General features: G+C 59.9%; 21 protein-coding genes. 3 read left to right on the top strand and 18 right to left on the bottom strand.

Annotated elements, in window-relative coordinates; all coding sequences use genetic code 11:
* Positions 1 to 20: 20 nt before the first annotated feature.
* The gene (gene ppsA, locus AC1RRC_RS02065) at positions 21 to 2,462 is read right to left on the bottom strand and encodes a phosphoenolpyruvate synthase (protein ID WP_493053580.1); all 2,442 of its coding nucleotides are present in this window, start codon (positions 2,460 to 2,462) and stop codon (positions 21 to 23) included.
* Between the two features lie 225 nt (positions 2,463 to 2,687).
* On the opposite strand from ppsA, the gene ppsR reads away from it, so the two are divergent.
* The gene (ppsR, locus tag AC1RRC_RS02060) at positions 2,688 to 3,539 is read left to right on the top strand and encodes a posphoenolpyruvate synthetase regulatory kinase/phosphorylase PpsR (RefSeq protein WP_493053579.1); all 852 of its coding nucleotides are present in this window, start codon (positions 2,688 to 2,690) and stop codon (positions 3,537 to 3,539) included.
* 244 nt (positions 3,540 to 3,783) lie between these two features.
* Here the strand turns inward: ppsR and AC1RRC_RS02055 are convergent, their stop codons facing one another.
* The 17 genes from AC1RRC_RS02055 to rpsB form a co-directional block, all read right to left on the bottom strand.
* Positions 3,784 to 4,980, bottom strand: a complete 1,197-nt coding sequence (locus tag AC1RRC_RS02055; protein ID WP_493053578.1) for an EAL domain-containing response regulator — start codon at positions 4,978 to 4,980, stop codon at positions 3,784 to 3,786.
* Positions 4,981 to 5,083: 103 nt separating this feature from the next.
* Complete coding sequence (locus tag AC1RRC_RS02050; protein ID WP_493053577.1) at positions 5,084 to 5,869, bottom strand: TrmH family RNA methyltransferase; 786 nt, start codon at positions 5,867 to 5,869, stop codon at positions 5,084 to 5,086.
* Positions 5,866 to 6,495 carry a ribonuclease HII gene (rnhB, locus tag AC1RRC_RS02045; protein ID WP_493053576.1) on the bottom strand — a complete coding sequence of 210 codons (630 nt, stop codon included), beginning with the start codon at positions 6,493 to 6,495 and terminating at the stop codon, positions 5,866 to 5,868. The genes AC1RRC_RS02050 and rnhB overlap by 4 nt, the downstream gene beginning before the upstream one ends.
* Entirely contained in the window at positions 6,492 to 7,664 is a 1,173-nt protein-coding gene (gene lpxB, locus AC1RRC_RS02040; protein ID WP_493053575.1) for a lipid-A-disaccharide synthase, read from the bottom strand. Before lpxB ends, rnhB begins: the two co-directional genes overlap by 4 nt.
* Entirely contained in the window at positions 7,648 to 8,439 is a 792-nt protein-coding gene (gene lpxA, locus AC1RRC_RS02035; RefSeq protein ID WP_493053574.1) for an acyl-ACP--UDP-N-acetylglucosamine O-acyltransferase, read from the bottom strand. The genes lpxB and lpxA overlap by 17 nt, the downstream gene beginning before the upstream one ends.
* Positions 8,439 to 8,924, bottom strand: coding sequence for a 3-hydroxyacyl-ACP dehydratase FabZ (gene fabZ / locus AC1RRC_RS02030; protein ID WP_493053573.1), 486 nt, complete (start codon positions 8,922 to 8,924; stop codon positions 8,439 to 8,441). Before fabZ ends, lpxA begins: the two co-directional genes overlap by 1 nt.
* Positions 8,925 to 8,937: 13 nt before the next feature.
* Positions 8,938 to 9,978, bottom strand: a complete 1,041-nt coding sequence (lpxD, locus tag AC1RRC_RS02025) for a UDP-3-O-(3-hydroxymyristoyl)glucosamine N-acyltransferase (protein WP_493053572.1) — start codon at positions 9,976 to 9,978, stop codon at positions 8,938 to 8,940.
* A 31-nt stretch (positions 9,979 to 10,009) separates the two neighbouring features.
* Entirely contained in the window at positions 10,010 to 10,504 is a 495-nt protein-coding gene (locus AC1RRC_RS02020) for an OmpH/Skp family outer membrane protein (RefSeq protein WP_493053942.1), read from the bottom strand.
* Between the two features lie 59 nt (positions 10,505 to 10,563).
* Entirely contained in the window at positions 10,564 to 12,900 is a 2,337-nt protein-coding gene (gene bamA, locus AC1RRC_RS02015) for an outer membrane protein assembly factor BamA (RefSeq protein WP_493053571.1), read from the bottom strand.
* 82 nt (positions 12,901 to 12,982) lie between these two features.
* On the bottom strand, positions 12,983 to 14,329 hold the full coding sequence (gene rseP / locus AC1RRC_RS02010) for an RIP metalloprotease RseP (RefSeq protein ID WP_493053570.1): 1,347 nt from the start codon (positions 14,327 to 14,329) through the stop codon (positions 12,983 to 12,985).
* A 10-nt stretch (positions 14,330 to 14,339) separates the two neighbouring features.
* A complete protein-coding gene (gene ispC, locus AC1RRC_RS02005; RefSeq protein WP_493053569.1) occupies positions 14,340 to 15,524 on the bottom strand; it encodes a 1-deoxy-D-xylulose-5-phosphate reductoisomerase in 1,185 nt (394 codons plus the stop codon).
* Positions 15,525 to 15,535: 11 nt separating this feature from the next.
* Positions 15,536 to 16,372, bottom strand: coding sequence for a phosphatidate cytidylyltransferase (locus tag AC1RRC_RS02000; protein ID WP_493053568.1), 837 nt, complete (start codon positions 16,370 to 16,372; stop codon positions 15,536 to 15,538).
* Positions 16,372 to 17,124 carry a polyprenyl diphosphate synthase gene (uppS, locus tag AC1RRC_RS01995; protein ID WP_493053567.1) on the bottom strand — a complete coding sequence of 251 codons (753 nt, stop codon included), beginning with the start codon at positions 17,122 to 17,124 and terminating at the stop codon, positions 16,372 to 16,374. The genes AC1RRC_RS02000 and uppS overlap by 1 nt, the downstream gene beginning before the upstream one ends.
* A 138-nt stretch (positions 17,125 to 17,262) precedes the next feature.
* Positions 17,263 to 17,823 carry a ribosome recycling factor gene (gene frr / locus AC1RRC_RS01990; protein WP_493053566.1) on the bottom strand — a complete coding sequence of 187 codons (561 nt, stop codon included), beginning with the start codon at positions 17,821 to 17,823 and terminating at the stop codon, positions 17,263 to 17,265.
* 54 nt (positions 17,824 to 17,877) lie between these two features.
* The gene (pyrH, locus tag AC1RRC_RS01985; protein ID WP_493053565.1) at positions 17,878 to 18,594 is read right to left on the bottom strand and encodes a UMP kinase; all 717 of its coding nucleotides are present in this window, start codon (positions 18,592 to 18,594) and stop codon (positions 17,878 to 17,880) included.
* A 118-nt stretch (positions 18,595 to 18,712) separates the two neighbouring features.
* The gene (tsf, locus tag AC1RRC_RS01980; RefSeq protein ID WP_493053564.1) at positions 18,713 to 19,624 is read right to left on the bottom strand and encodes a translation elongation factor Ts; all 912 of its coding nucleotides are present in this window, start codon (positions 19,622 to 19,624) and stop codon (positions 18,713 to 18,715) included.
* Between the two features lie 171 nt (positions 19,625 to 19,795).
* On the bottom strand, positions 19,796 to 20,548 hold the full coding sequence (gene rpsB / locus AC1RRC_RS01975; RefSeq protein ID WP_493053563.1) for a 30S ribosomal protein S2: 753 nt from the start codon (positions 20,546 to 20,548) through the stop codon (positions 19,796 to 19,798).
* A gap of 263 nt (positions 20,549 to 20,811) precedes the next feature.
* On the opposite strand from rpsB, the gene map reads away from it, so the two are divergent.
* Together map and AC1RRC_RS01965 are read left to right on the top strand one after the other, a co-directional pair.
* On the top strand, positions 20,812 to 21,630 hold the full coding sequence (gene map, locus AC1RRC_RS01970; protein ID WP_493053562.1) for a type I methionyl aminopeptidase: 819 nt from the start codon (positions 20,812 to 20,814) through the stop codon (positions 21,628 to 21,630).
* Positions 21,631 to 21,670: 40 nt separating this feature from the next.
* Positions 21,671 to 24,238, top strand: a complete 2,568-nt coding sequence (locus tag AC1RRC_RS01965; protein WP_493053561.1) for a [protein-PII] uridylyltransferase — start codon at positions 21,671 to 21,673, stop codon at positions 24,236 to 24,238.
* The last annotated feature ends 9 nt before the right edge of the window (positions 24,239 to 24,247 follow it).

The following is a 24,247-nucleotide window of genomic DNA, read 5'->3' as shown; positions in this document are numbered from 1 at the left end:
GTTACCTGAACCTCAACTCGTTATTGCATCGACGCCAGTTTTTGCCAGGTGTCGATCACCGAGTCCGGGTTCAGCGACATCGATTCAATCCCCTGCTGCATCAGCCACACCGCCAGTTCCGGATGGTCCGAAGGTCCCTGGCCGCAGATACCGATGTACTTGCCCTGCTTGCGGCACGCCTGGATCGCCATCTTCAGCAATTCCTGCACGGCCGGATCGCGTTCGTCGAAGTCGGCCGCCAGCAATTCCATGCCGGAGTCGCGGTCCAGGCCCAGGGTCAGCTGGGTCAGGTCGTTGGAACCGATCGAGAAGCCGTCGAAATGCTCGAGGAAGCGGTCCGCCAGCACCGCGTTGGACGGCACTTCGCACATCATGATGACGCGCAAGCCGTTCTCGCCGCGTTTCAGGCCATTGGCCGCCAGCAGGTTGATGACTTTCTCGGCCTGGCCCAGGGTGCGCACGAACGGCACCATGATTTCCACGTTGGTCAGACCCATGTCGTTGCGCACGCGCTTCATGGCCGCGCATTCCATTTCGAACGCACCGGCGAAGTCGGCCGACAGGTAGCGCGCCGCGCCACGGAAGCCCAGCATCGGGTTTTCCTCATCTGGCTCGTAGCGCGAACCGCCGATCAGCTTCTTGTACTCGTTCGACTTGAAGTCGGACAGACGCACAATGACTTTCTTCGGCCAGAATGCGGCGGCAATCGTCGCGATGCCTTCGGCCAGTTTGTCGACATAGAACGCTTTCGGCGACGCATGGCCACGGGCCACCGATTCCACTGCCTTTTTCAGGTCGGCATCGATGTGCGGGTATTCCAGGATGGCTTTCGGGTGCACGCCGATGTTGTTGTTGATGATGAACTCCAGGCGGGCCAGGCCCACACCGGCGTTCGGCACCGACTGGAAGTCGAAGGCCAGCTGCGGGTTACCCACGTTCAGCATGATCTTGGTCTTCAGTTCCGGCAGTGCGCCGCGCGACACTTCGGTGACTTCGGTTTCCAGCAAACCGTCGTAAATCTTGCCTTCGTCGCCCTCCGCGCACGACACGGTGACAAAGGTGCCGTCTTTCAGCACGTCCGTCGCGTCGCCGCAGCCGACCACCGCCGGCACGCCCAGTTCACGGGCGATGATCGCCGCGTGGCAGGTACGGCCGCCACGGTTGGTGACGATGGCCGAGGCGCGCTTCATGACCGGTTCCCAGTTCGGGTCCGTCATGTCGGCCACCAGCACGTCGCCCGGCTGCACGCGTTCCATTTCCGACGGGTCGGAAATCACGCGCACCGGACCGGCGCCAATCTTCTGGCCAATTGCGCGGCCCGACGTCAGCACGGTGCCGGTCGATTTCAGCTTGAAGCGCTGTTGCGCTTCGTTGGCTTTTTGCTGCGATTTGACGGTTTCCGGACGGGCTTGCAGGATATACAGCTTGCCGTCGCGGCCATCCTTGCCCCACTCGATGTCCATCGGACGCTGGTAGTGGCGTTCGATGATGACAGCGTATTTCGCCAGTTCGACGACTTCGGCGTCGGTCAGCGAGTAGCGGTTGCGCAGTTCCACCGGCACGTCCACGGTTTTCACGGAACGGCCAGCCTTGGCTTCGCTGGTGAATTCCATTTTGATCAGCTTGGAGCCGATGTTGCGGCGGATCACCGGCGACTTGCCCTGTTCCAGCATTGGCTTGTGCACATAGAATTCGTCCGGATTGACGGCGCCTTGCACCACGGTTTCGCCCAGGCCGTACGACGACGTGACGAACACGACATCCTTGAAGCCCGATTCGGTATCGATGGTGAACATGACGCCGGCGGCGCCGACGTCGGAACGCACCATGCGCTGCACGCCGGCCGACAACGCCACTTCGGCGTGGGTGAAGCCTTTGTGCACGCGATAGGAAATCGCGCGGTCGTTATACAGGGACGCGAACACGTGTTTCATCGCGTCCAGGACATTTTCAATGCCCACCACGTTCAGGAAGGTTTCCTGCTGGCCGGCGAACGACGCGTCCGGCAAGTCTTCCGCGGTGGCGGAAGAACGCACGGCGAACGACATTTCAGTCGACGAGTCGGCGACCAGTTTTTCGTAGAAGGAATGAATTTCCGCTTCCAGGCGTGGCTGGAATGGCGTATCGATAATCCATTGACGGATTTCCGCGCCGGCCTGGGCCAGCGAACGGACATCGTCAATGTCCAGGCCGGCCAGGCGGTCGGCAATCCGGTCGGCCAGCGATTTACCGCCGTCCACGGAGTGCGACAGGAAGTCGCGGAAGGCCTGGGCCGTGGTGGCGAAACCACCGGGCACGCGCACGCCGGCGCCGGCCAGCTGGGAAATCATTTCACCCAGCGATGCATTCTTGCCACCAACGGACTCGACGTCCGTCATGCGCAAGTGTTCGAACGAAGCCACATACGTGGCCTGTCCATCCTGCTGCTCCTTCAAAGTTGCTACGTTAGACAAGTTAGTCATAGAGACACCTTACTGATGATAGAAACTTTTCGGAAGGCCGAAGAACCTGCTGCGCGTTGCACTGTTGGTCTGCGCTCGCGACGGTTCTTCAATCTTCCGGGTCGGCTGCATGGCTGTGTTCTTGTTATTCTTGACGCTGTGCAGCACAATCGTACCGTTGCGTGCCATTCTACAGCCTATAGCGCAAATTGACGATTCACAATTATTAGATTGAGTAATACTACTATGACGCAAGAGCAACGACCCGCGCCCCTGCCCGAAGCCGCCCGTACGGTTTTCTTTGTTTCGGATGGCACCGGCATCACGGCCGAGACCTTTGGCCACTCGGTGTTGACCCAGTTCGATTTACGTTTCCGGCAGGTCCGATTGCCTTTTATCGATACCCTCGATAAAGCGTATGAAGCGGTCCGAAAAATCAATGAAGCGGCAATTGCCGACGGGCAGCGTCCGATTGTATTTTCCACTCTGGTAAAAAACGAGTTATCGGAAGTCATTCAGCGCGCCCATGCGATGCATATGGATTTGATCCAGACTTTTGTGGCGCCGCTGGAAGGTGAATTGGGTGTCAAATCCACGCATACCATCGGCCGTTCGCATAATATCGTGGACAGCGAAGAATATAAAAACCGGATCGAGGCCATTAATTTCTCGCTGGCGCACGATGATGGCCAGTCGCATAAAAACCTGTCATCCGCCGATGTGATATTGGTTGGTGTATCGCGCTCCGGCAAAACCCCGACCAGTTTATACTTGGCCATGCAATATGGCATCAAGGCGGCGAATTACCCGCTGATTCCGGATGATTTTGAGCGCGGCAAATTACCATCGGCGTTATATGCCTTCAAAACCAAGATTTTCGGCCTGAGCATTTCCCCGGAACGCCTGTCGGAAATCCGCCATGAACGCCGCGCCGGCAGCAAATATGCGTCGATTGAAAACTGCCGCTATGAAGTCAACGAAGCGGAATTCATGATGAAACGCGAAGGCATCCGCTGGCTGTCGTCCACCACCAAGTCGATCGAGGAAATCTCGACCACGATCTTGCAAGAGATCAAACCGAATCGCCGCGATTACTGATCGCCGTCCATCACACCCGGCCCGCCTTGCGCAAGCAGGCGGGCTTTTTTTGCGCCGCGACATCGGCCCCACCGTTGCGGCATCGGCCTTCGCAACAATATCTGGCATGTTCGCGCCAAATATTGGCATAAAAGTCACTAAAAACCTCTTCTGGCGCATTATTTGTATAGACAGGATTCGCCAAAAGAAAAACGCCGGCAGCTTGCGCATGCCGGCGTCGGGGGTGGGGATTAAATTCGTTAGTTCAAAAGAACTGGCGCCAGTCGTTCAGCCAGCCGGGGAATTCATCCACCGGCATCGGCTTTGCAATGTAATACCCTTGCGCATAAGTGCAACCCAGCCCTTGCAGGAAATCCCAATCCTGCTTGGTTTCCACCCCGACCGCGACCGATTTGCGTTCCAGGCTGCGCGCCAGGCTCAGGCAGGATTTTAATACCGTGCTGATTGCGCGTTTTTTTGACGCGCCATCGACAAAACTGCGGTCGATTTTCAATTCCGTAAAAGGCACGGCGGCCAGCAACTGCAAGTTGGAGCGGCCGGTACCGTAATCATCGATGGCCAGGCCAAATCCCTGCATCCGCAAGCGCAACAAGCGTTCGAGGAAATGCGGTTCCGCCGATAACACGGACGATTCCGTCATTTCAAAGGTAATATAGTCAGCGAGAATACGATGGCGCTGCAGGCAAGCATTCATTTGCGCAATAAATTGCGGATGCGCCAATGTCGCCTGGTCCACATTCAGGGAAAAGGAAATAGGAATACCCTGGTCATGCAAGGTGCGGCAGGCCGCCACGGTTTTCTCGATCATGGACCAGTCGAGAAAATCAATCCGGTTATTTTGTTCCAGCGCCGGCATAAACGAGGCCGGGCCTAAAATACCATGTTGCGGATGGCGCCAGCGCGCAAACATTTCCAGGCCTTTTACCTGGCCGGTTTCCAATTCGATTTTAGGCTGGAAGAATGGATCGAATTCGCGCGCCTGTAATCCGCGCCCGACTTCCGCAAATGGAAATTGCGGCGCCGCATGGCCGCGCGCGCGGTGTTCCGGCGGCGCGTAATTGTCGATCAGCGCCTTGATACGCTGCTCGCCAGCGGGCTTGGCAATCGCACCGAGCACGTTCACCCCGTAGGCCTGCGCCATGGTCTCAATGGAAAACAGCACATCGGCCTTTTGCGCACCTGCAACAATCACGCCGGCCGGCGACCCCATTTCCGCCAGGCGGCGGATCAATTCCAGCGCATCCACGCCCGGCAACGCCAGGTCCAGCACAGCGATATCGATCGGCGGCGCCATGCCGGAAGACAGGTGGCGCAAGACCGCATGCCCATCCGGGGCATCCGCCACATGGGCGGCGCCGAGGCGTTGCAGCATTGCAACCAGCGCTTCACGCTGCGCCGCATCGCCTTCGGCGACCAGGAAATTCAACTCCGATAATTCCATAGGCACTCCGCACCGTAAGGCGGTTTCCTTCCGCCAAGGCGGCAACCACCCTACGGCATCAGGCTGTCACGCGCCAAAAAATTTCCGAATGGAAAATTGCTTCTCAGGATTGATTCTGCCTGACTTGCTCGAAAAAGCATACTGCCGCACACGCGGCGACATTCAGGGATTCGACTTTGCCGAGGTGCGGGATCACCACGGTCTGCGTGGCGGCCGCCAGCAAGGCATCCGAAACGCCCTGCCCTTCATGCCCAAAGACCCACGCCACCGGGCGTTTCAAGTCGATCTCGTACAAGGTTTTCGTGGCATAGCCGCTGGTGGCCAGCACCGGGATGGCCGACGCCGCGACCAGCGCAGGCAAATCCACGTTTTCAAAGATGTCCAAGACAAAGTGCGCCCCCATGGCGGCGCGCAAGACCTTGGGCGACCAGCAAAACGCACTGCCCGCGCTGCAAAACACTTGTTTAATACCGGCGGCCGCGGCGCTGCGCAAGATCGATCCCATATTGCCCGGGTCTTGCACGTTGTCCAGCAACACCGCATTGACGGTCAGGCTGGCTGGCTGCGCCTTGTGGGGTGTTTCCACCAAGAACATGACGCCGACACCATGCTCGACTTGCGACAAGGCGTGATACAAGGCATCCGGCAGGCACAGGATATGGCCGTGCACATGCTGCACTTTACCGACAATCTCAGCTACTTCCGGGTGGTTCAGCGCGGATTCCGCGACGATGCACTGTTCCGGCAAGCCGCGCAAATCCAGCCACGCCTGCGCCAGGTGCACGCCGTCCAGCAGCGTGCGCCCTGCTTTCTTGCGGGCCTGCGCACTGGTGGCCAGGTGTTTCAAATCCTTGTATTGCGCGTTATCGCGCGAGGTGATTGTTTTCATGATAATAAATCGCGGAGCATCAGGGCTTGCCGCACCGGGGCGAACGAACGGCGGTGCACCGGCGACGGGCCGTGCATTTTCAGGCGCTCCAGGTGCAGCGCCGTGCCATACCCCTTGTGCTGGTCGAACGCATATTCCGGATACAGCGTGTGCAATTCCACCAGCGCCGCGTCGCGCGCGGTTTTCGCCAGGATCGATGCGGCGGAAATCGCTTCTTCCTTGTCGTCGCCGCCAATGATGGCAATCGCATGGATTTTCATGACCGGGCAGCGGTTGCCATCGATCAGCGCCAAGGTCGGCGCCACCGACAGCGCTTCGACGGCGCGCCGCATGGCCAGCATCGACGCCTGCAAAATGTTGATCTTGTCGATTTCCGCTTCCGACGCCTGCGCCACGGCCCAGGCCAGCGCATGGGCGCGGATCAGCGGCGCCAGTTCGTCGCGTTTGGCCTCGGTGAGCTTTTTCGAGTCGCGCAAGCCGGGAATCGGCTGATTCGGGTCGAGGATCACCGCCGCGGCGAACACCGGGCCGGCCAGCGGACCGCGCCCCGCCTCATCGACGCCGCAAATGATGTCACTGGGCGAATACGGCAAGTCGTCAAACAAGCCCGGTTGCGGAGATTTCATTGTCCAATGACTTTCATTACGGCGGCCGCGCTTTCCTGCGCGCTGTTGCGCAGCAGGCTGTGGTGCATGGCGGTGAAACGCTCCGCCAGTTGCAAACGGTGCGGCGCGTCGGTCAACTGTTGCCACATGGCGTCGGCCAGCTGTTCCGGGCTGGCGTCGTCTTGCAGCAATTCCGGCACCACGAAGGCGCGCTCCAGGATGTTCGGTAGCCCGATCCATGGCTGGTAGCCGAAATGGCGCAAAATCTGCCATTCCAACGCCATCATTTTATAAGCGATCACCATCGGTTTTTTATGCAGCGCCACTTCCAGGGTCGCCGTCCCGGACGCCACCAGCACCGCATCGGCGGCGGCTATCGCGGTATGCGACTGGCCATCGAGCAAGGTGATGTCGACGTCCTGCAATCCGGCCTGGGCCACCATTTGCAGGAACATCTGGCGCTGGCGTTCGCCCGCCATCGGCGCAATGAAGCGCAGCGAGCGGTCGCGTTTTAGCAGCAGTTTCGCGGCGCCGACAAAGGCCGCCGTGTTGTACTTCAGTTCCGACATGCGGCTGCCCGGCATCAGGGTGACGACGTTCGCGTCTTCCGGCAGTCCCAGCTGGCGGCGCGCCGCGCCTTCATCGATGGTTAGCGGCACCAGTTCGGCCATCGGGTGGCCAACATAGCTGACCGGCACACCAGCCTTGCGGTAAATTTCCTCTTCGAACGGGAACACCACCAGCATGTGCGAGACGGCCTTGATGATTTTCTTGATGCGCCCGCCGCGCCAGGCCCAGATTTGCGGGCCGATGTAGTGAACCGTCGGAATCCCGGCCGCCTTCAGCTGCATTTCCAGGCCCAGGTTAAAGCCCGGATAGTCGGCGCCAATGAAGCAGGCCGGCCGTTCGGCCAGCAACTGGTCGCGCAGCGCGTTCTGGATGCCCTTGATTTCGCGGTAGCGGGGAATCACGGCCAGCAAGCCGCGCACCGTCAGCTTGTCCATCGGCCAGTGCGACTCAAAGCCGTACTGCGCCATCGCGGGACCGCCGATGCCATGGAAACGCGCGTCCGGCAAGTGCGGACGCAAGCCGGACAGCAGGCGCGCCGCCAGCACATCGCCGGACGGCTCGCCGGCGGCCAGCGCGATTGCCAGTTTTCCGCTGGCCAGGGAATCAGCGGACGATGCCACGAGTCGACGTATCCAGGAATTCGCGCATGGCGCGCGCGTGCAATGCCACGTCGTCCGTCAAAGCCTGTTCCTGCGCCAGCATGGCGGCCTTGGCTTCTTCCAGGGTCAGCCCGGAGCGGTACAGGATTTTATAAGCGGTGCGGATCGCATTGATCTGTTCACGCGTGAAACCACGACGCTTCAGGCCTTCGATATTGACGCCGTGCGCGGCGGCGGGATTACCGTTCAACAGCACAAACGGCGGCACGTCTTGCGTCAGGCTGGTGCTCATGCCGACAAACGCGTGGGCGCCGATCTTGCAGAACTGGTGCACATTGGCGAAGCCGCTCATGATCACATGGTCACCGATTTCCACGTGGCCGGCAATTTGCGCATTGTTCGAAAAGATGGTGTTGTTGCCCACCACGCAATCGTGCGCCAGGTGCACGTAGGCGGAAATCCAGTTGTCGTTACCGAGCCTGGTCACGCCCTTGTCCTGCACCGTACCGGTATTGAAGGTGCAGAATTCGCGGATCGTATTGCGGTCGCCGATTTCCAGGCGGGTCGGCTCCCCCTTCCACTTCTTGTCTTGCGGCGGCGCGCCGATCGACGAGAACTGGAACAGTTCATTGTCCCGCCCGATGGTCGTGTGGCCATCGATGACCACGTGCGGGCCGACCTTGGTGCCGGCCGCGATCGACACGTTCGGGCCGATGACGGAATACGCGCCGACCGTGACGCTCGAATCGAGCTGCGCCTTGGGGTCGACGATCGCGGTGGAATGAATGTTGGTCATTACTGCCCCGCTGCTTTGCTCGCGTCGGTTGCGTTACGGATGGTGCACATCAGTTCGGTTTCGACCGCCACCTGGCCATCCACGCTGGCGGTGGCCTTGTATTTCCAGATGCCGCGCGACACGCGCAGGATTTCCACGTCCATTTTCAGCTGGTCGCCAGGACCGACCGGACGCTTGAAGCGGGTATTGTCGATGCCGACAAAGTACACCACCGAATTTTCATCCGGCTTGATGCCCATGGTTTTGAACGACAGCAGCGCGGCGGTCTGCGCCAGCGCTTCGACCATCAGCACGCCCGGCATCACCGGCTTGTGCGGGAAGTGGCCGTTGAAGAATTCTTCATTGACGGTGACATTCTTGATGGCCGTGATGGATTTGTTTTCTTCAAAGCTCAATACGCGGTCCACCAGCAGCAGCGGATAGCGGTGCGGCAGGTAGGCTTTGATTTCGCAAATGTCCATTGTTTTGGTTTCGTTAGTGGTCATCTTATTTACCTTGTTATGTCTTTGTTTTACTGTTCTTTTCCAGCGCGCGGATTTTATCGCGCATTCCCGGCAAATTGCGAACAATCGCGGCGGATTTTTCCCAGTCCGCGTTCTTCGCCAGCGGGTAAAAGCCGGTGTATTGGCCCGGTTCCATCAGCGAGCGCGACACCATCGAGCCGGACGACACGTGCACCCCATCGACGATGGTCAAATGGCCCAGCACCATGGCGGCGCCGCCAAAAGTGCAATGCTTGCCGATGATGGCGGAGCCGGCCACGCCGACACAGCCGGCCATGGCGGTATGGGCGCCAATGCGGCAGTTGTGGCCGATCTGGATCTGGTTGTCGAGCTTGACGCCGTCTTCGATGATGGTGTCGGCCAGCGCGCCACGGTCGATGGTGGTCGAGGCGCCGATATCGACATCGTCGCCAATGATGACGCGGCCGGTCTGCGGAATGCGGATATACACCCCGCCTTCATTGGCGAAGCCGAAACCGTCGGTGCCGATCACCGCGCCGGAATGGACGATGCCGCGCTGGCCGATCTTGCAGCGCGCCTGGAACGTGACGTTGGCAAAGAAATGCGTACCGGCGCCAATTTCCGCGTCGCGCCCGATAAAGCAGCCGTGTTCAATCACGACCCCCGCGCCAATCACGGCGCCCGCTTCCACTGAAACAAACGGGCCGATATGGGCGCTCGGGTCGATTTGCGCGGACGGGTCGATAAACGCGGACGGATGCACGCCCGCCGGTTTGACGATCGCCGTCAGCGCTTCGAAATACTGCGCCGCGCGGGCAAAGTAGGCATACGGATTCTTACAGACGATGCGCGCGCCAGGATAGTTGGCGGCGATGTATTCATCGTCTTTTTCCGACACGATCAGGGCGGCGGCCTGTGACTGGCCGGCCTGCGTGCGGAATTTGCTATTGCTGAGAAAGCTGATGTGCGAAACGCCGGCGTCAGCCAGCGGCGCGATCCCGGAAACTTCCAGGTTCGCATCGCCCACCAGCTGTCCGCCCAGGCGTTCGACCAATTCTCCTAGTCGAGTGCCCATCGGGTAATCCTTGTCTTAGTTTATTTACCGCTTATTTTCCCTTGTCCAGCGCCGCCAGCACCTTGTCGGTGATGTCGATGCGCGGGCTGGCCCACACCGCGTCTTGCAACACGATGTCATAGCCTTCGGTCGCGGCCAGCTGCTTGATGATTTGCGTGGCCTTGTCGGAAATCACCGCGCGTTCTTCATTGGTGCGCTGGTTCAAATCTTCGCGGAATTCGCGCTGGCGGCGCTGGAATTCCTTGTCCAGCTCAAAGTATTCGCGCTGGCGCTTGATGCGCTCCGCTTCCTGCAGGGCCGGCAATTCCTTTTCCAGCTTTTCCGAAGCGCCCTTCAGGCGGATGGCCAAGTCTTGCACGGCGCGCTCGCGCGCCTTGAATTCCTCGGCCAGGCGATCCCCGGCCGCCCTGGCCAGGCGGGATTCGTTATAGATGCGCTCTGTGCTGAGCCAGGCAATCTTGGACTGCGCGTGTGCCGGCGACAGCGCACACATGCCGATCGCCATGGCGATGGCAGCGGAGCGCATGGCGTTGGCAACCAGAGCGGGTGCGGATGCAGTCTTCAACGTGTTTCTCCGAGTAAATATTAGAAGCCCGTGCCCATCTGGAACTGGAAGCGTTCCAGGCGGTCGCCCGGCTTGGCGTTCAAAGGCTTAGCATAACTCAACTTCAGCGGACCGACCGGGGAAATCCAGGACAAGCCTAGGCCGGCGGAGAAGCGCAGTTCGGAGGCGCGCATCTTCTGGCCTTCCTGGTACACCTGGCCGCCGTCGAGGAAGCCGAACCAGCGCAGGCTGCGGTCCTGGCCGGAGCCCGGGAATGGCATTTGCAATTCCGCGTTACCGATCAGGCGCGAAGCGCCGCCCTGGGCGTCGCCGAAGCGCGGATCCACGATACCCAGCGACGAGCTCAGGTAGCCGCGCACGGAACCGATACCGCCCGCATAGAAGTTCTTGAAGACCGGATAGGCGCTGTCCGCCAGGCCGTGGCCGAAGTCGATCTCGCCGCGCAGCGCCAGGGTGACTTTCGGATGCAACGGCTTGTACCACTGGTGTTCATACACGGCGCGCACATACTTCGAGCGGCCCACGAAGTCGGTTTCCAGGTTGATACGCTGGTACATACCCATGGTCGGCGTGATGGCCGAGTCACGCGAATCGCGCGCCCAGGCCGCCGTCAGCGGCACCGCGGTGGTGGTGGCGGTGCCGACACCGTCGACATTGCCGGTCACGTTGGTCACGTACGTCTTGTACAGCACCGGCGACGAATAGTCGGTGGTGATGCGCGAACGCTCCAGGCCGGCGCCGAAGTACACGGTGTCCAGTTCCGAGAACGGCACGCCCCAGCTGATACGGCCACCCTGCTGCTTGATCGAATAGAAGCCCTGGTTCAGCGCCGGCGGGTTCATGGTGCGCAGGTACAGGTCGAACGAGCGGCTCACACCATCATCCGTGTAATACGGATTGGTGTTCGAGAACTCGATGGTCCGGCTGTACTTGCTGGTGTTCAGGTTGATGCCCACCGTATTGCCCGAACCGGCAAAGTTGGCTTGCTGGATCGACGCGTTGAACGTGAACTTCTCGGCTTGCGAGAACGCGCCGCCGATCTGGAAGTTGCCGGTCGGTTTTTCCGTCACGGTCAGTTGCACGTCGACCTGGTCGGAAGTGCCCTGCGCTTCCGGCGTATCGATCGTGACTTCCTTGAAGAAGCCGGTGCGGTCAACGCGGTCGCGGGTCAGCTTGATCTTGTTGGCGTCGTACCACGACGACTCGAACTGGCGGAATTCGCGGCGGATCACTTCATCGCGGGTGGTGGTGTTACCGGCGATATTCATGTGGCGCACGTAGACGCGCTTGCCCGGATCGATGAAGAACGTGAACGCGACTTCGCGCTTGTCACGGTCGATTTCCGGATTCGCGTTAACGTTGGCAAACGCGTAGCCGAAGTTGCCGAGGCGGTCCGAAATCAGTTTATTGGTGGCGGTCAGGCGCTCGCCCGAATAGGTTTCACCCTTGCGCAGCAATACCAGGTTGCGCAACTCTTCTTCGCGGCCGAACATCTCGCCTTCGAACTTGATGTCCGACACCTTGTATTTTTCACCTTCGGTGATGTTGATGGTGATGTAGATGTCTTTTTTGTCGGGCGTGATGGAAACCTGGGTCGAATCGACCTGCATTTCGATATAGCCGCGGTTCAGGTAATACGATTTCAGCGATTCCAGGTCGCCGGTCAGCTTGGTCTTGGAATACTGGTTGGCTTTGGTGTACCAGCTGAACCAGCCGCCCGTGTTCAGCGCGATCTGGTCGCGCAATTCGCTGTCCGAGAAGATCTTGTTGCCAATGAAGTTGATCTGCTTGATCTTGGCGATTTCACCCTCGTCCACCGCGAACACGATGTTGACGCGGTTACGCTCGATCGGTGTGACGGTGGTGGTGACTTTGACGCCATACAGGCCGCGCGACAGGTACTGGCGCTTCAATTCCTGCTCGGCGCGGTCCACCGACGCCTTGTCGAAGGTCTTGGTTTCACCCACGCCGATATCTTTCAGCGCTTTAATCAGGGTGTCTTTCTCGAATTCCTTGGTGCCCGTGAAATCCACCTTGGCGATGGCGGGACGTTCTTCAACGATCACCACCAGCACGTCGCCGTCTTTCTCCAGGCGCACGTCCTTGAAGATGCCCGTGGCGTAAAGGGCCTTGATGGTGGAAACGCTCTTGCTGTCATCGAAGGTTTCGCCCACGCGCACCGGCAGGTAGCTGAACACGGTGCCCGCTTCCGTACGCTGGATGCCTTCGACACGGATGTCCTTGACGGTAAACGGGTTAATGGCAAAAGCACTGCCGGAGCATGCCGCCAAGACAGCGGCGCCGATCAAGCTGCGGCGAAAAGATGGCAAAGCAAAACGTTCGGAATGTAATTTCATCGGCAAAAATCAGTGATTCAAATTCTTCGGTTGACGTCGCAAAAACAATAACGCCGTACGCGATGCTGTAAATACCGCGTATTTACAGCAACCGCACGACGTCGTTGAATACGGCCAGCGCCATTAATGTGACCAGTAATCCCACGCCGATACGCTGGGCTATATCGCCTACGCGTTCCGGCAATGGGCGTCCGGTCAAAACTTCCAGCGAATAATACAGTAAAAGTCCCCCGTCCAGAACGGGAATCGGCAGCAAATTCATAACACCAAGGCTGATGCTGATGAACGCAATAAAGCCGATATAGCTGGCCATCCCGATGCGGGCGGTCTGCCCCGCATAATCGGCAATGGTGATCGGACCCGTCACGTTTTTCCACGACACTTCGCCCACCAGCATTTTGCCGATCATTTTGACCGTCATGACGCTGGTATCCCAGACTTTGGCCGTGCCTTTGATAACGGCTTCCACCGGCCCGGCCTGGACTTCGATCATATCCGTCGGCGCCGCGACGTACGCGCCGATCTTACCGACTGTTACAGATCCTTTACGGTCCACATCCGGGGTCACGGGGATATCGATGACGTGGCCGTCGCGCTCGACGGCAAACAGCAGCAGCTTGCCGCCGGCGGCGCGCACCGCCGTGGTGAAGGCGATCCAGTCCGACACCGGCTGGCCATCGATCGCGACAATCAGGTCGCCGCTGCGCAGCCCGGATTTTTCCGCCGCGCTGCCGGGCATGATGTCGCCCAGGCGCGCCGGCGGACGGGCCAGGGCGATCCCCAGTTTGGCGGCCACGTCGGATTCCATGTCCAGGCCGGTCAGCGCATCGGCATGCAGGGTCAGCGACTGGCGACCGCTGCCGGGACGCTCGATGTCGATGGTGGCGTCGCGCTTGTCGATGACGGCCTGGATCAGATGCCAGCGCACCTCCGACCAGACCCGGACTTTTTCACCATTGATGGCGGTGACCAGGTCGCCGCCGCGCAAGCCGGCGATACCGGCCGGCGAACTGACGGCGGGCGGCGCGACCTTGGCGGCGGGTTCCGCCACCCCGACCATGTACAGGCCCGCAAACAAGGCGATGGCCAGCAGGAAGTTGGCGATCGGACCGGCCGCCACGATGGCAATCCGCTTCCACACGTTCTGGCGCGTGAATTCGCGCGCCAGGTCTTGTTCCGGCAAGCCTTTGATGTCGCAATCGCGGCTGTCGAGCATTTTCACGTAGCCGCCCAGGGGCAAGGCGGAGACCGCCCACTCGGTCTGGTCCGGGCCGATCTTGCGTGACCACACGACCTTGCCCATGCCGACAGAAAAACGCAGCACTTTGACGCCGCACCAGCGCGCCACCAGGTAATGGCCCAGTTCATGGAAGATGATCAGGGTGCCCAGCGCGACGACAAAGGCGACGATGGTCTGCAACAGGTTCATGGGGTCAGCTTCAAGGTTTCGTCAGGCCGGCGATGATGCGCCCGGCTTCGGCGCGGGCCGCAGCATCCTGCGCCATCACCAGCTCGATGCTGTCGGCGTCGCCATGCGGCAAGACGTCCATCACTTGTGCAATCACGCGGTCGATCTGGCGGAAGCCGATGCGCAGGTCGAGGAAGGCGGCCACCGCCACTTCATTGGCCGCGTTCAGCAGGGCCGGCGCCGTGCCGCCCGCGCGCAGCGCATCGAAGGCCAGCGCCAGGCATGGGAAGCGGTTGAAATCGGGACGTTCGAATTGCAGGGTGCCGATCTGCGCGATATCGAGCTGCGCCACGCCGGAGACGATGCGCTCCGGGTACGCCAGCGCGTGCGCGATCGGGGTGCGCATGTCCGGGTTGCCCAGTTCCGCCAAGACGGAGCCATCGTTGTACGACACCATCGAATGGATCACCGATTGCGGGTGGATCACCACGTCGATCTGGTCCGCCGGGGTACCGAACAGCCAGTGCGCCTCGATGACTTCCAGGCCCTTGTTCATCATGGTGGCGGAGTCCACCGAGATCTTGCGGCCCATCACCCACTTCGGATGCTTGCACGCCTCGTCCGGCGTCACCTGTTCGAGGCTCGTCACGTCGCGCTTGAGGAATGGTCCGCCGGACGCGGTCAATAAAATCTTCGTTACACCGGCGGCAGCCGGCACCCGGCCATAGCCGTGCGGCAGGCACTGGAAGATGGCGTTGTGTTCGGAATCGATCGGCAGCAAGGTCGCGCCATGGTCGCGCACCGTGTCCATGAACAGCTGGCCGGACATCACCAGCGCCTCCTTGTTCGCCAGCAGCACTTTCTTGCCGGCGCGGGCCGCCGCCAGGGTTGGCGCCAAACCGGCCGCGCCGACAATGGCCGCCATCACGGTATCGGTTTCCGCCGCGCTGGCGATCGCGCACAGCGCCTGTTCGCCATATTCGACTTCCGTGCGCACGCCCTGGGCGCGCAACAGTTCCTGCAGTTGGCGGGCGGCTTCGGCCGTGCCAACCACGGCGCGCGCCGGCTTGAATTGCGCGCACTGCGCCGCCAGTTCTTCCACGCGGCTGTGCGCCGACAGCGCATACACGCTGTAACGGTCGGGATGGCGCGCCAGCACGTCGAGGGTGGAGACGCCGATCGAGCCGGTGGCGCCAAGTATGGTAATGCGTTGCATGCGGTATTCCTTCAAGACATCCACGCGGTGATCAGCGCCGCCATCGGCAGCACCGGCACCAGCGCATCGATACGGTCCAGCACACCGCCATGGCCAGGCAACAGATTGCTGCTGTCCTTCATGCCGGCGCGGCGCTTGAGCATCGATTCAAACAAATCGCCAATCACGCTGGCGGCCGTGATCAGCACCAGCAGCAGCACGGTGATGAACCAGCCTTTATGGGATTGCAGTTGTACCGCGAAAGTATCCTGCAGCCACGGTGCGCCGGCGGCAAACACGATCGACAGCACCGACAGCAGCAACACCGCGATACCGCCGCCAATCGCGCCTTCCCACGATTTGCCGGGCGAAATCGATGGCGCCAGCTTGCGCTTGCCAAAGGCTTTGCCGGAGAAATACGCGCCGATATCGGCCACCCACACGATGGCCATCACCGACAGCAGGAACGCGGCCGAGTGGCGGAACAGCACGACGATGGCGGCGAAGCAGGAAATCAGCGAAATGCAGTACAGGAAGCCCAGCATGTGGCTGCCCTTGCTGTCGATCGGCGGCAAGCCCAGCTTCAGGGCCGGCGCAAAGCGCATGACCCAGAACATCACGCCCAGCGCCATCCAGAAATTGGCCGACGCGTTCATATCGCGCAGCAGGAAGGTGTAGCCGAATGCCGCGGTCAACGCCAGCGCGTTGAGCCAGGGACGGGGCGCAGTGAACAGGCGCGACGCTTCCCACAGGGCGGCGCCGAGGAAGGCCAGCACCACGGCGTTGAATGCCGGCGCATAATTGAAAAACAGTACGGGCAGCAATACCGCCAGCAAGATGACAGCGGTGATGATCCGGGTTTTCAGCATTAGTTGGTCTTTTCCGCCAATTGATCACCGGTGCGGCCGAAACGGCGCTCACGGTTTTGGTACGACGCGATGGCTTTGTCGAATTGTTCGACCGAGAAATCGGGCCAGAAGGTATCGGTGAAATACAGCTCCGTGTAGGCCAGCTGCCACAGCAGGAAATTCGAAATCCGCTCTTCGCCGCCGGTGCGGATGAACAAATCCGGTTCCGGCGCATAGGCCATGGCCAGATGGGGCGCCAGCTGCTCTTCGGGGAATTCCGTGGCGCCTGGATGGGCGGCCACCATTTTTCCGATGGCTTGCATGATGTCCCAGCGGCCGCCATAGTTGGCGCAGATGGTCACGGTCAGGCCGGTATTGTTGGCGGTTTTCCGTTCAGCCTGGGCAATCATCTGGCGCAGCTTGTCGTTGAAGCGGGACAGGTCGCCGACGACTTTCAAACGGATGTTATTGGCGTGCATTTTCGCGACTTCGCGCTCGAGCGCGGTCACGAACAGGCGCATCAGCAGCGATACTTCCTCTTCCGGACGGCGCCAGTTTTCCGAACTGAACGCGAACAGGGTGACATACTCCACGCCCCGCGTGACGCATGCTTCCACCACGGTGCGCACGGTTTCCACGCCTTTGACGTGACCGGCGACACGCGGCAGGAAACGCTTGGTCGCCCAACGCCCATTGCCATCCATGATGATGGCGACATGGCGTGGCACCTTGTGCGCTTCAGGCACCGCAGTGGTCGAACTCGAATATTTCATGAACTCTATACTACCCAAAAGGGTGACACTCAATGAAAACGGCGGCCTCGTAGGGCGGGTTGTACAAACCCGCCGTAGCGCCGCCGCTCTGCCTGCATGGCGGCCGTGTAACAGCCGCCCTACGGTAACCCAAGACGGTCACACCGTCATGATTTCCTTCTCTTTTTCCACCAGCAGCTTGTCGATGTCGACGATCGCCTTGTCGGTCAGCTTCTGGATGTCGTCGCCACCGCGGCGTTCATCATCTTCCGAAATGGCTTTGTCTTTCACGAGTTTTTTCAGCGATTCATTGCCGTCGCGGCGGATGTTGCGCACGGCGATTTTTGCATCTTCACCTTCGCTCTTGACCAGCTTGACCATTTCCTTGCGGCGCTCTTCCGTCAGGGCCGGGGTCGGCACGCGGATCATGTCGCCTTGCGTCGACGGGTTCAGGCCCAGGTCGGAGTCGCGAATGGCTTTCTCAATGGTGGCGCCCATTTTCTTTTCAAACGGCACCACGCCGATGGTGCGCGCGTCAACCAGGGTCAGGTTGGCGACCTGGTTGATCGGGGTCGGATTGCCGTAATAGTCGACCATCACATGGTCCAGCAGGCCGGTGTGGGCGCGGCCGGTACGGACCTTGGCCAGGTCGGCCTTCAGGGTGTCGATGGACTTGGCCATACGGTCCTGGGCGTTCTTTTTAACGTCAGCTACGGACATTGCTTGCTCCTGTGTCTAGCAGTATTGGTATTAATGGTAATAAAGCGATAAAACTTAAACGTGAACCAGTGTACCTTCATCCTCGCCCATAATCACGCGCATCAGCGCGCCGGGCTTGGTGATGGAAAACACTTTGATCGGCAGTTTCTGGTCGCGGCACAGCGCAAAGGCGGTGGCATCCATCACTTGCAAGTGCTTGGCGATGGCTTCGTCGAAGCTGATCGTATGGAACAGCGTCGCGTTTGGATCCTTTTTCGGGTCGGCGGTATAAATACCGTCCACCTTGGTGGCTTTCAGCACGATTTCCGCGCTGACTTCGGAACCGCGCAGGGCTGCGGCGGTATCGGTGGTGAAGAACGGGTTACCGGTGCCGGCGGCGAAAATCACGACTTTACCTTCTTCCAGGTATTGCAGCGCTTTCGGGCGCACATACGGCTCCACCACCTGTTCAATGGAAATCGCGGACATCACGCGGGCGGTCACACCGACATGGCGCATGGCGTCGGCCAGGGCCAGGGCATTCATCACGGTGGCCAGCATACCCATGTAGTCCGCGGTGGCGCGGTCCATACCCTGGGCGCCAGGGGCCACGCCACGGAAAATATTGCCGCCGCCGATCACCACGGCCAGTTCCACGCCCATTTTCGCGACCTCGGCCACGTCGGCGACCATGCGTTCGATCGTGCCGCGGTTGATGCCGTAAGGATCATCACCCATCAGGGCTTCGCCGGACAATTTGAGAAGAACGCGCTTGTAGGCTGGCTTGGACATGAGCTGGGGCTCCTAAGTAGGTTTTTATTCGGGTGAAACTATACTGCAACATCGGCCCGCGCACGGCAGGCCGATGGGATACTGCCTAAAAAAACGGGCCACCAGGCCCGTTTTTTTATTAGCCCTTGTTAGCGGCCATTTGCGCTGCCACTTCAGCAGCGAAGTCGTCGACTTTCTTTTCAATGCCTTCACCAACCACGTACATCGTGAACGATTTCACGGATGCATTGGCCGCTTTCAGCATTTGCTCAACGGATTGCTTGTCGTTTTTCACGAAAGCCTGGTTCAGCAGCGACACTTCTTTCAGGTATTTCTGTACCGAACCTTCCAGACGCTTGGCAACGATTTCCGGCGACTGGGCTGGCTTGCCTTCGGCAGCCGCTTTGGCCGCATCTTCGTCAGCCTTGGCTTGAGCAACCGAACGCTCTTTTTCGATCAGCTCAGCTGGCACCTGGTCGGCCGACAGCGAAACTGGCTTCATTGCAGCAATGTGCATTGCCACGTCTTTACCCACTTGTTCGTCAGCGGCGTCGAATTCAACGACCACGCCGATTTTCGTGCCGTGCAGGTACGAAGCCAGCTTGGCGGTGGTTTCGAAACGCTGGAAGCGGCGGATCGACATGTTTTCGCCGATTTTACCAACCAGGGCCGAACGCACTTCGTCCAGGGTCTGGCCGGATTCGGTTGGCAGTGCCAACAGGGCAGCCACGTCGGCCGGGTTCTTTTCCGCGGCCAGCTTGGCGGCGGTGTTGGACAGGGCCAGGAAATCATCGTTTTTCGCAACGAAGTCGGTTTCCGAGTTCACTTCCACCAGGGCGCCAACGCCGCCGGCGATGTAAACCGCAACCACGCCTTCGGCGGTGATGCGTGCCGATGCCTTGGCTGCTTTGCCGCCCAGCTTAACGCGCAGAATCTCTTCTGCTTTGTTCATGTCGCCGTCAGCTTCGGTCAGGGCTTTTTTGCATTCCATCATTGGTGCGTCGGTTTTCGAACGCAGTTCACCAACCATCGCTGCAGTAATCGCTGCCATGTATTTCTCCTGTAATTCTGTGAGGGGGTATGGGGCTGCCGGAAGGCCTGCCTTCGGGTTGCCACGCCATACGCTGTCGTTAAAAAAAAGGGGGAGCTGAAGCCACCCCTTTTAAACTGCTGATTTTACTGAATTAATATTTCTGCCCAGTTACCCGAGACAGAAAATCAATTAAGCCTGTTCGCTGACTTCGACGAACTCGTCGCCCGATGCGCCTTTGATCGTTTCCAGAACTTCGGCGGTCGAATTGGCACGGCCTTCGATGATTGCATCAGCAACACCGCGAGCGTACAGCGTGATCGCTTTCGAGGAGTCGTCGTTGCCTGGAATGACGTAGGTAACGCCTTCTGGGGAGTGGTTGGTGTCGACCACGCCGATCACTGGAATGCCCAGTTTAGCGGCTTCGGTGATCGCGCCTTTGTGGTAGCCAACGTCGACCACGAAGATCGCGTCAGGTACGCCGCCCATGTCCTTGATGCCGCCGATGGATTTCTGCAGCTTGGCCATTTCGCGGGTGAACATCAGCGCTTCTTTTTTCGACAGCTTCTCAACGGAACCGTCTTCGATTTGCGCTTCCATGTCTTTCAGGCGCTTGATCGAGGTCTTGATCGTTTTGAAGTTGGTCAGCATGCCGCCCAGCCAGCGCTGGTCAACGAAAGGAACGCCAGCACGTTGCGCTTCAGCAGCGATGATGTCGCGTGCTTGACGCTTGGTGCCCACCATCAGGATGGTGCCACGGTTCGACGACAGTTGGCGAACGTGCTTCATCGCCTCCTGGTACATACCCATGGTTTTTTCCAGGTTGATGATGTGGATCTTGTTGCGGTGACCGAAGATGAACGGAGCCATCTTTGGGTTCCAGAAACGGGTCTGGTGACCGAAGTGGACACCGGCTTCCAGCATTTCACGCATAGTTACGGACATTATAAACTCCAGGGTTATGTCTGGAATCCGCCCAGTGACCCTTGCATCAGCCATCAAGTTGACTGATTGGGCACCCTTTTTGAACGGATTCGCGTTTAAGAAAAAGTGATTTTTACAACATTGCTCAAAACCGAATTCAAGCAACCCGAGATTTTACATCAGAGTGACGTTCACGGCAACATCCACGCCAAGTTCCGCTCTGCCATAGGGCGTCGGCTATAATCCCATTCATATTCCACCTGTTTCCATCCGAACCGCAAAACATGCCCATTACCATTCATTCCCAGGCCGACATCGACGGCATGCGCCTGGCCGGCCGCCTTGGCTCCGAAGTCCTGGATTACATCACCCCATTCGTCAAGGCCGGCGTGACCACCGGTGAGCTGGACCGCCTGTGCCACGAATACATGAGCAATGTGCAAGGCACCATCCCCGCCCCGCTCAATTATTGCCCGCCCGGCTATACGCCGTACCCGAAAGCCATTTGCACGTCCGTCAACGACGTGATTTGCCATGGCATTCCCGGCGACAAGGTGCTGAAGAATGGCGACGTGGTCAACCTCGACATCACCGTGATCAAGGATGGCTACCACGGCGACAACAGCCGCATGTTCTTCATCGGCGAACCGTCGATCCTGGCCAAGCGCCTGTCGGACACCACCTATGAATGCATGTGGCTGGGCATTGCGCAAGTGCGTCCGGGCGCCCGCCTCGGCGATATCGGCCACGCGATCCAGCAGCATGCGGAAAAAGCCGGCTACAGCGTGGTGCGCGAATTCTGCGGCCACGGCATCGGCAAGGTGTTCCACGAAGAACCGCAAGTGCTGCACTATGGCCGCCCTGGCACGCTCGATGAACTGCAACCCGGCATGATCTTCACCATCGAGCCGATGATCAACGCGGGCCGCCGCGAAATCCGCGAAATGAATGACGGCTGGACCATCAAAACCAAGGACCGCAGCCTGTCCGCGCAATGGGAACACACGGTGCTGGTGACTGACACCGGCTATGAAGTGCTGACCCTGTCGGCCGGTTCGCCGCAACCGCCCGCCTTCATCACGCAATCCGCCCGCGCCGCTTGATTCACTTTTCACTGCCCTGACGCCGATGCCGCACGCCGCCATGAAGAAAGAGTTGCGCGAACAACTCAAGGGCCAGTTGAAAGCTGGCCGCCAGATGGTTATCGAAGGATTCCGCCAGGATGGCATGCCGGAAAAGCTGCTGCGCCGCCTGCGCCAGGTGGTTGACGAAGTCCTCGTCACAGCCTGGAACGAAGCCGCCCTGCCGCCCGAATCCGCGCTGGTGGCGGTGGGCGGCTTCGGCCGGGGCGAACTGTTTCCCCACTCCGACGTCGACCTGCTGATCCTGCTGCACCAGGCGCCGGACGAGGTCACGCGCGGCCGCCTGGAAGAATTGGTGCAACTGCTGTGGGACCTGGGACTGGAAATCGGTTCGTCGATCCGCACGGTGGATGAATGCATGGAAGAGTCGAAGGCCGACATCACGGTGCAAACCAGCCTGCTGGAATCGCGCCTGGTGTGCGGCAACCCGGCGCTGTTTGACGAGTTGCGCACCCGCTACGACGCCGCCATGGACCCGCAAGCATTTTTCCACGCGAAGATGCTGGAAATGAAGCAGCGCCACGCGAAGTATGAAGACACGCCGTTTTCGCTGGAACCCAATTGCAAGGAAAGCCCTGGCGGTTTGCGCGACTTGCACGTGATCCTGTGGATGGTGAAAGCGGCCGGCCTGGCCAGTTCGTGGCGCACCCTGGCCACCAATGGCCTGATCACGCCGACCGAAGCCAAGCAGCTGATGGAAAAAGAGCGGGCCTTCAAGGATATCCGCGTGCGCCTGCACCTGCATGCGGGACGGCGCGAAGACCGCCTGGTGTTTGACGTGCAAACCGCGATTGCCGAATCGGTGGGCCTGCACGCGACCGGCAGCGGCAATCACATCCGCCGCGCCAGCGAACACCTGATGCAGCGCTACTACTGGGCCGCGAAAACCGTCACGCAGCTCAACACCATCCTGCTGCAAAACATTGAAGCCCAGCTGTTCCCGCAGGAAGGGGCGCCGGTCCGCATCAACGAGCGCTTCAATGACGTCAACGGCTTCATCGACATGGCCGACGACGATACCTTCGAACGCACGCCGTCGGCCATGCTGGAAGTCTTCCTGCGCATGACCGAACACCCGGAATTGAAAGGCATGTCGGCGCGCACCCAGCGCGCACTGTGGCACGAACGCTTCAAGATCGACTCGGCGTTCCGGCGCGATCCCGTCAACCGCGCATATTTCCTGCGCATCCTGCAGGCGCCAGTCGGCATGCTGCATGCCTTGCGGCGCATGAATGAAATGTCGATCCTGGGCCGCTACCTGCCGAACTTCCGCAAGATCGTGGGGCAGATGCAGCACGACCTGTTCCACGTGTACACGGTGGACCAGCACATCCTGATGGTGGTGCGCAATATGCGCCGCTTCACGATGACGGAGCACGCGCACGAATACCCGTTCTGCAGCCAGTTGATGGCGAACTTCCCGAACCACTGGCTGCTGTACGTGGCGGCGCTGTTCCACGACATCGCCAAGGGCCGTGGCGGCGACCACTCGAAGCTGGGCGTGGCCGACGTGGTGCAATTCTGCCAGGATCACGGCATTTCACAGGAAGATACGGAACTGGTGGCGTTCCTGGTCGAGCAGCATTTGACCATGTCGCACGTGGCGCAAAAGCAGGACATGTCCGATCCGGACGTGATCGAGGCATTTGCCAAGACCGTGCGCGACGAACGCCATTTGACGGCCCTGTACCTGCTGACGGTGGCCGACATCCGGGGCACCAGCCCGAAAGTATGGAATGCGTGGAAAGCCAAGCTGCTCGAAGACCTGTACAAGGTGACCCTGCGCGTGCTGGGCGGCGAACCGCATTCGGCCGACCGTGAACTGAAAAACCGCCAACAGGAAGCGCTGGCCACCTTGCGCCTGTACGGCTTGCATCCGCAAGCCCATGAAGCGCTGTGGAAACAGCTCGACGTGGGGTACTTCCTGCGCCACGACTCGTCCGACATCGCGTGGCAAACCCGCGCGCTGTACGAGAAATTCAACAGCACCACGCCGGTGGTGAAATGCCGCCTGGCGCCGATCGGCGAAGGCTTGCAGATCGCCGTCTACGTGCAAGACCAGCCGGACTTGTTTGCGCGCATCTGCTCGTATTTCGACCGCAAGAATTTCTCCATCCTCGACGCCAAGATCCACACCACGCGACACGGCTATGCGCTCGACACCTTCCTGGTGACGGAGCAAAGCTTTGCCAACAGCTACCGCGACATCATCAGCCTGATCGAACATGAACTGGGCGAACTGCTGACCAGCCAGTCGCCGCTGCCGTCGCCGGTCAAGGGCCGGCTGTCGCGCCAGTCGCGCACCTTCCCGATCCAGCCGACCGTGGATTTGCGGCCGGACGAAAAAGGCCAGTATTACCTGCTGTCGATTGCCGCCAATGACCGTACCGGCCTGCTGTACGCGATCGCCAACGTGCTGACCAAGTACCGCATCAACTTGCATACGGCGAAAGTCATGACCCTGGGTGAACGCGTGGAAGACGTGTTCCTGGTCGATGGCGCCGCCCTGTCCAACCAGCGCACGCAATTGCAGCTGGAAACCGAATTATTAGAAGCACTGAAGATTTAAAGAAGAAAA

The sequence above is a fragment of the Pseudoduganella sp. GW821-FHT12E03 genome, from assembly GCF_058807115.1.
This window is presented reverse-complemented; position numbering and strand designations above follow the sequence as displayed.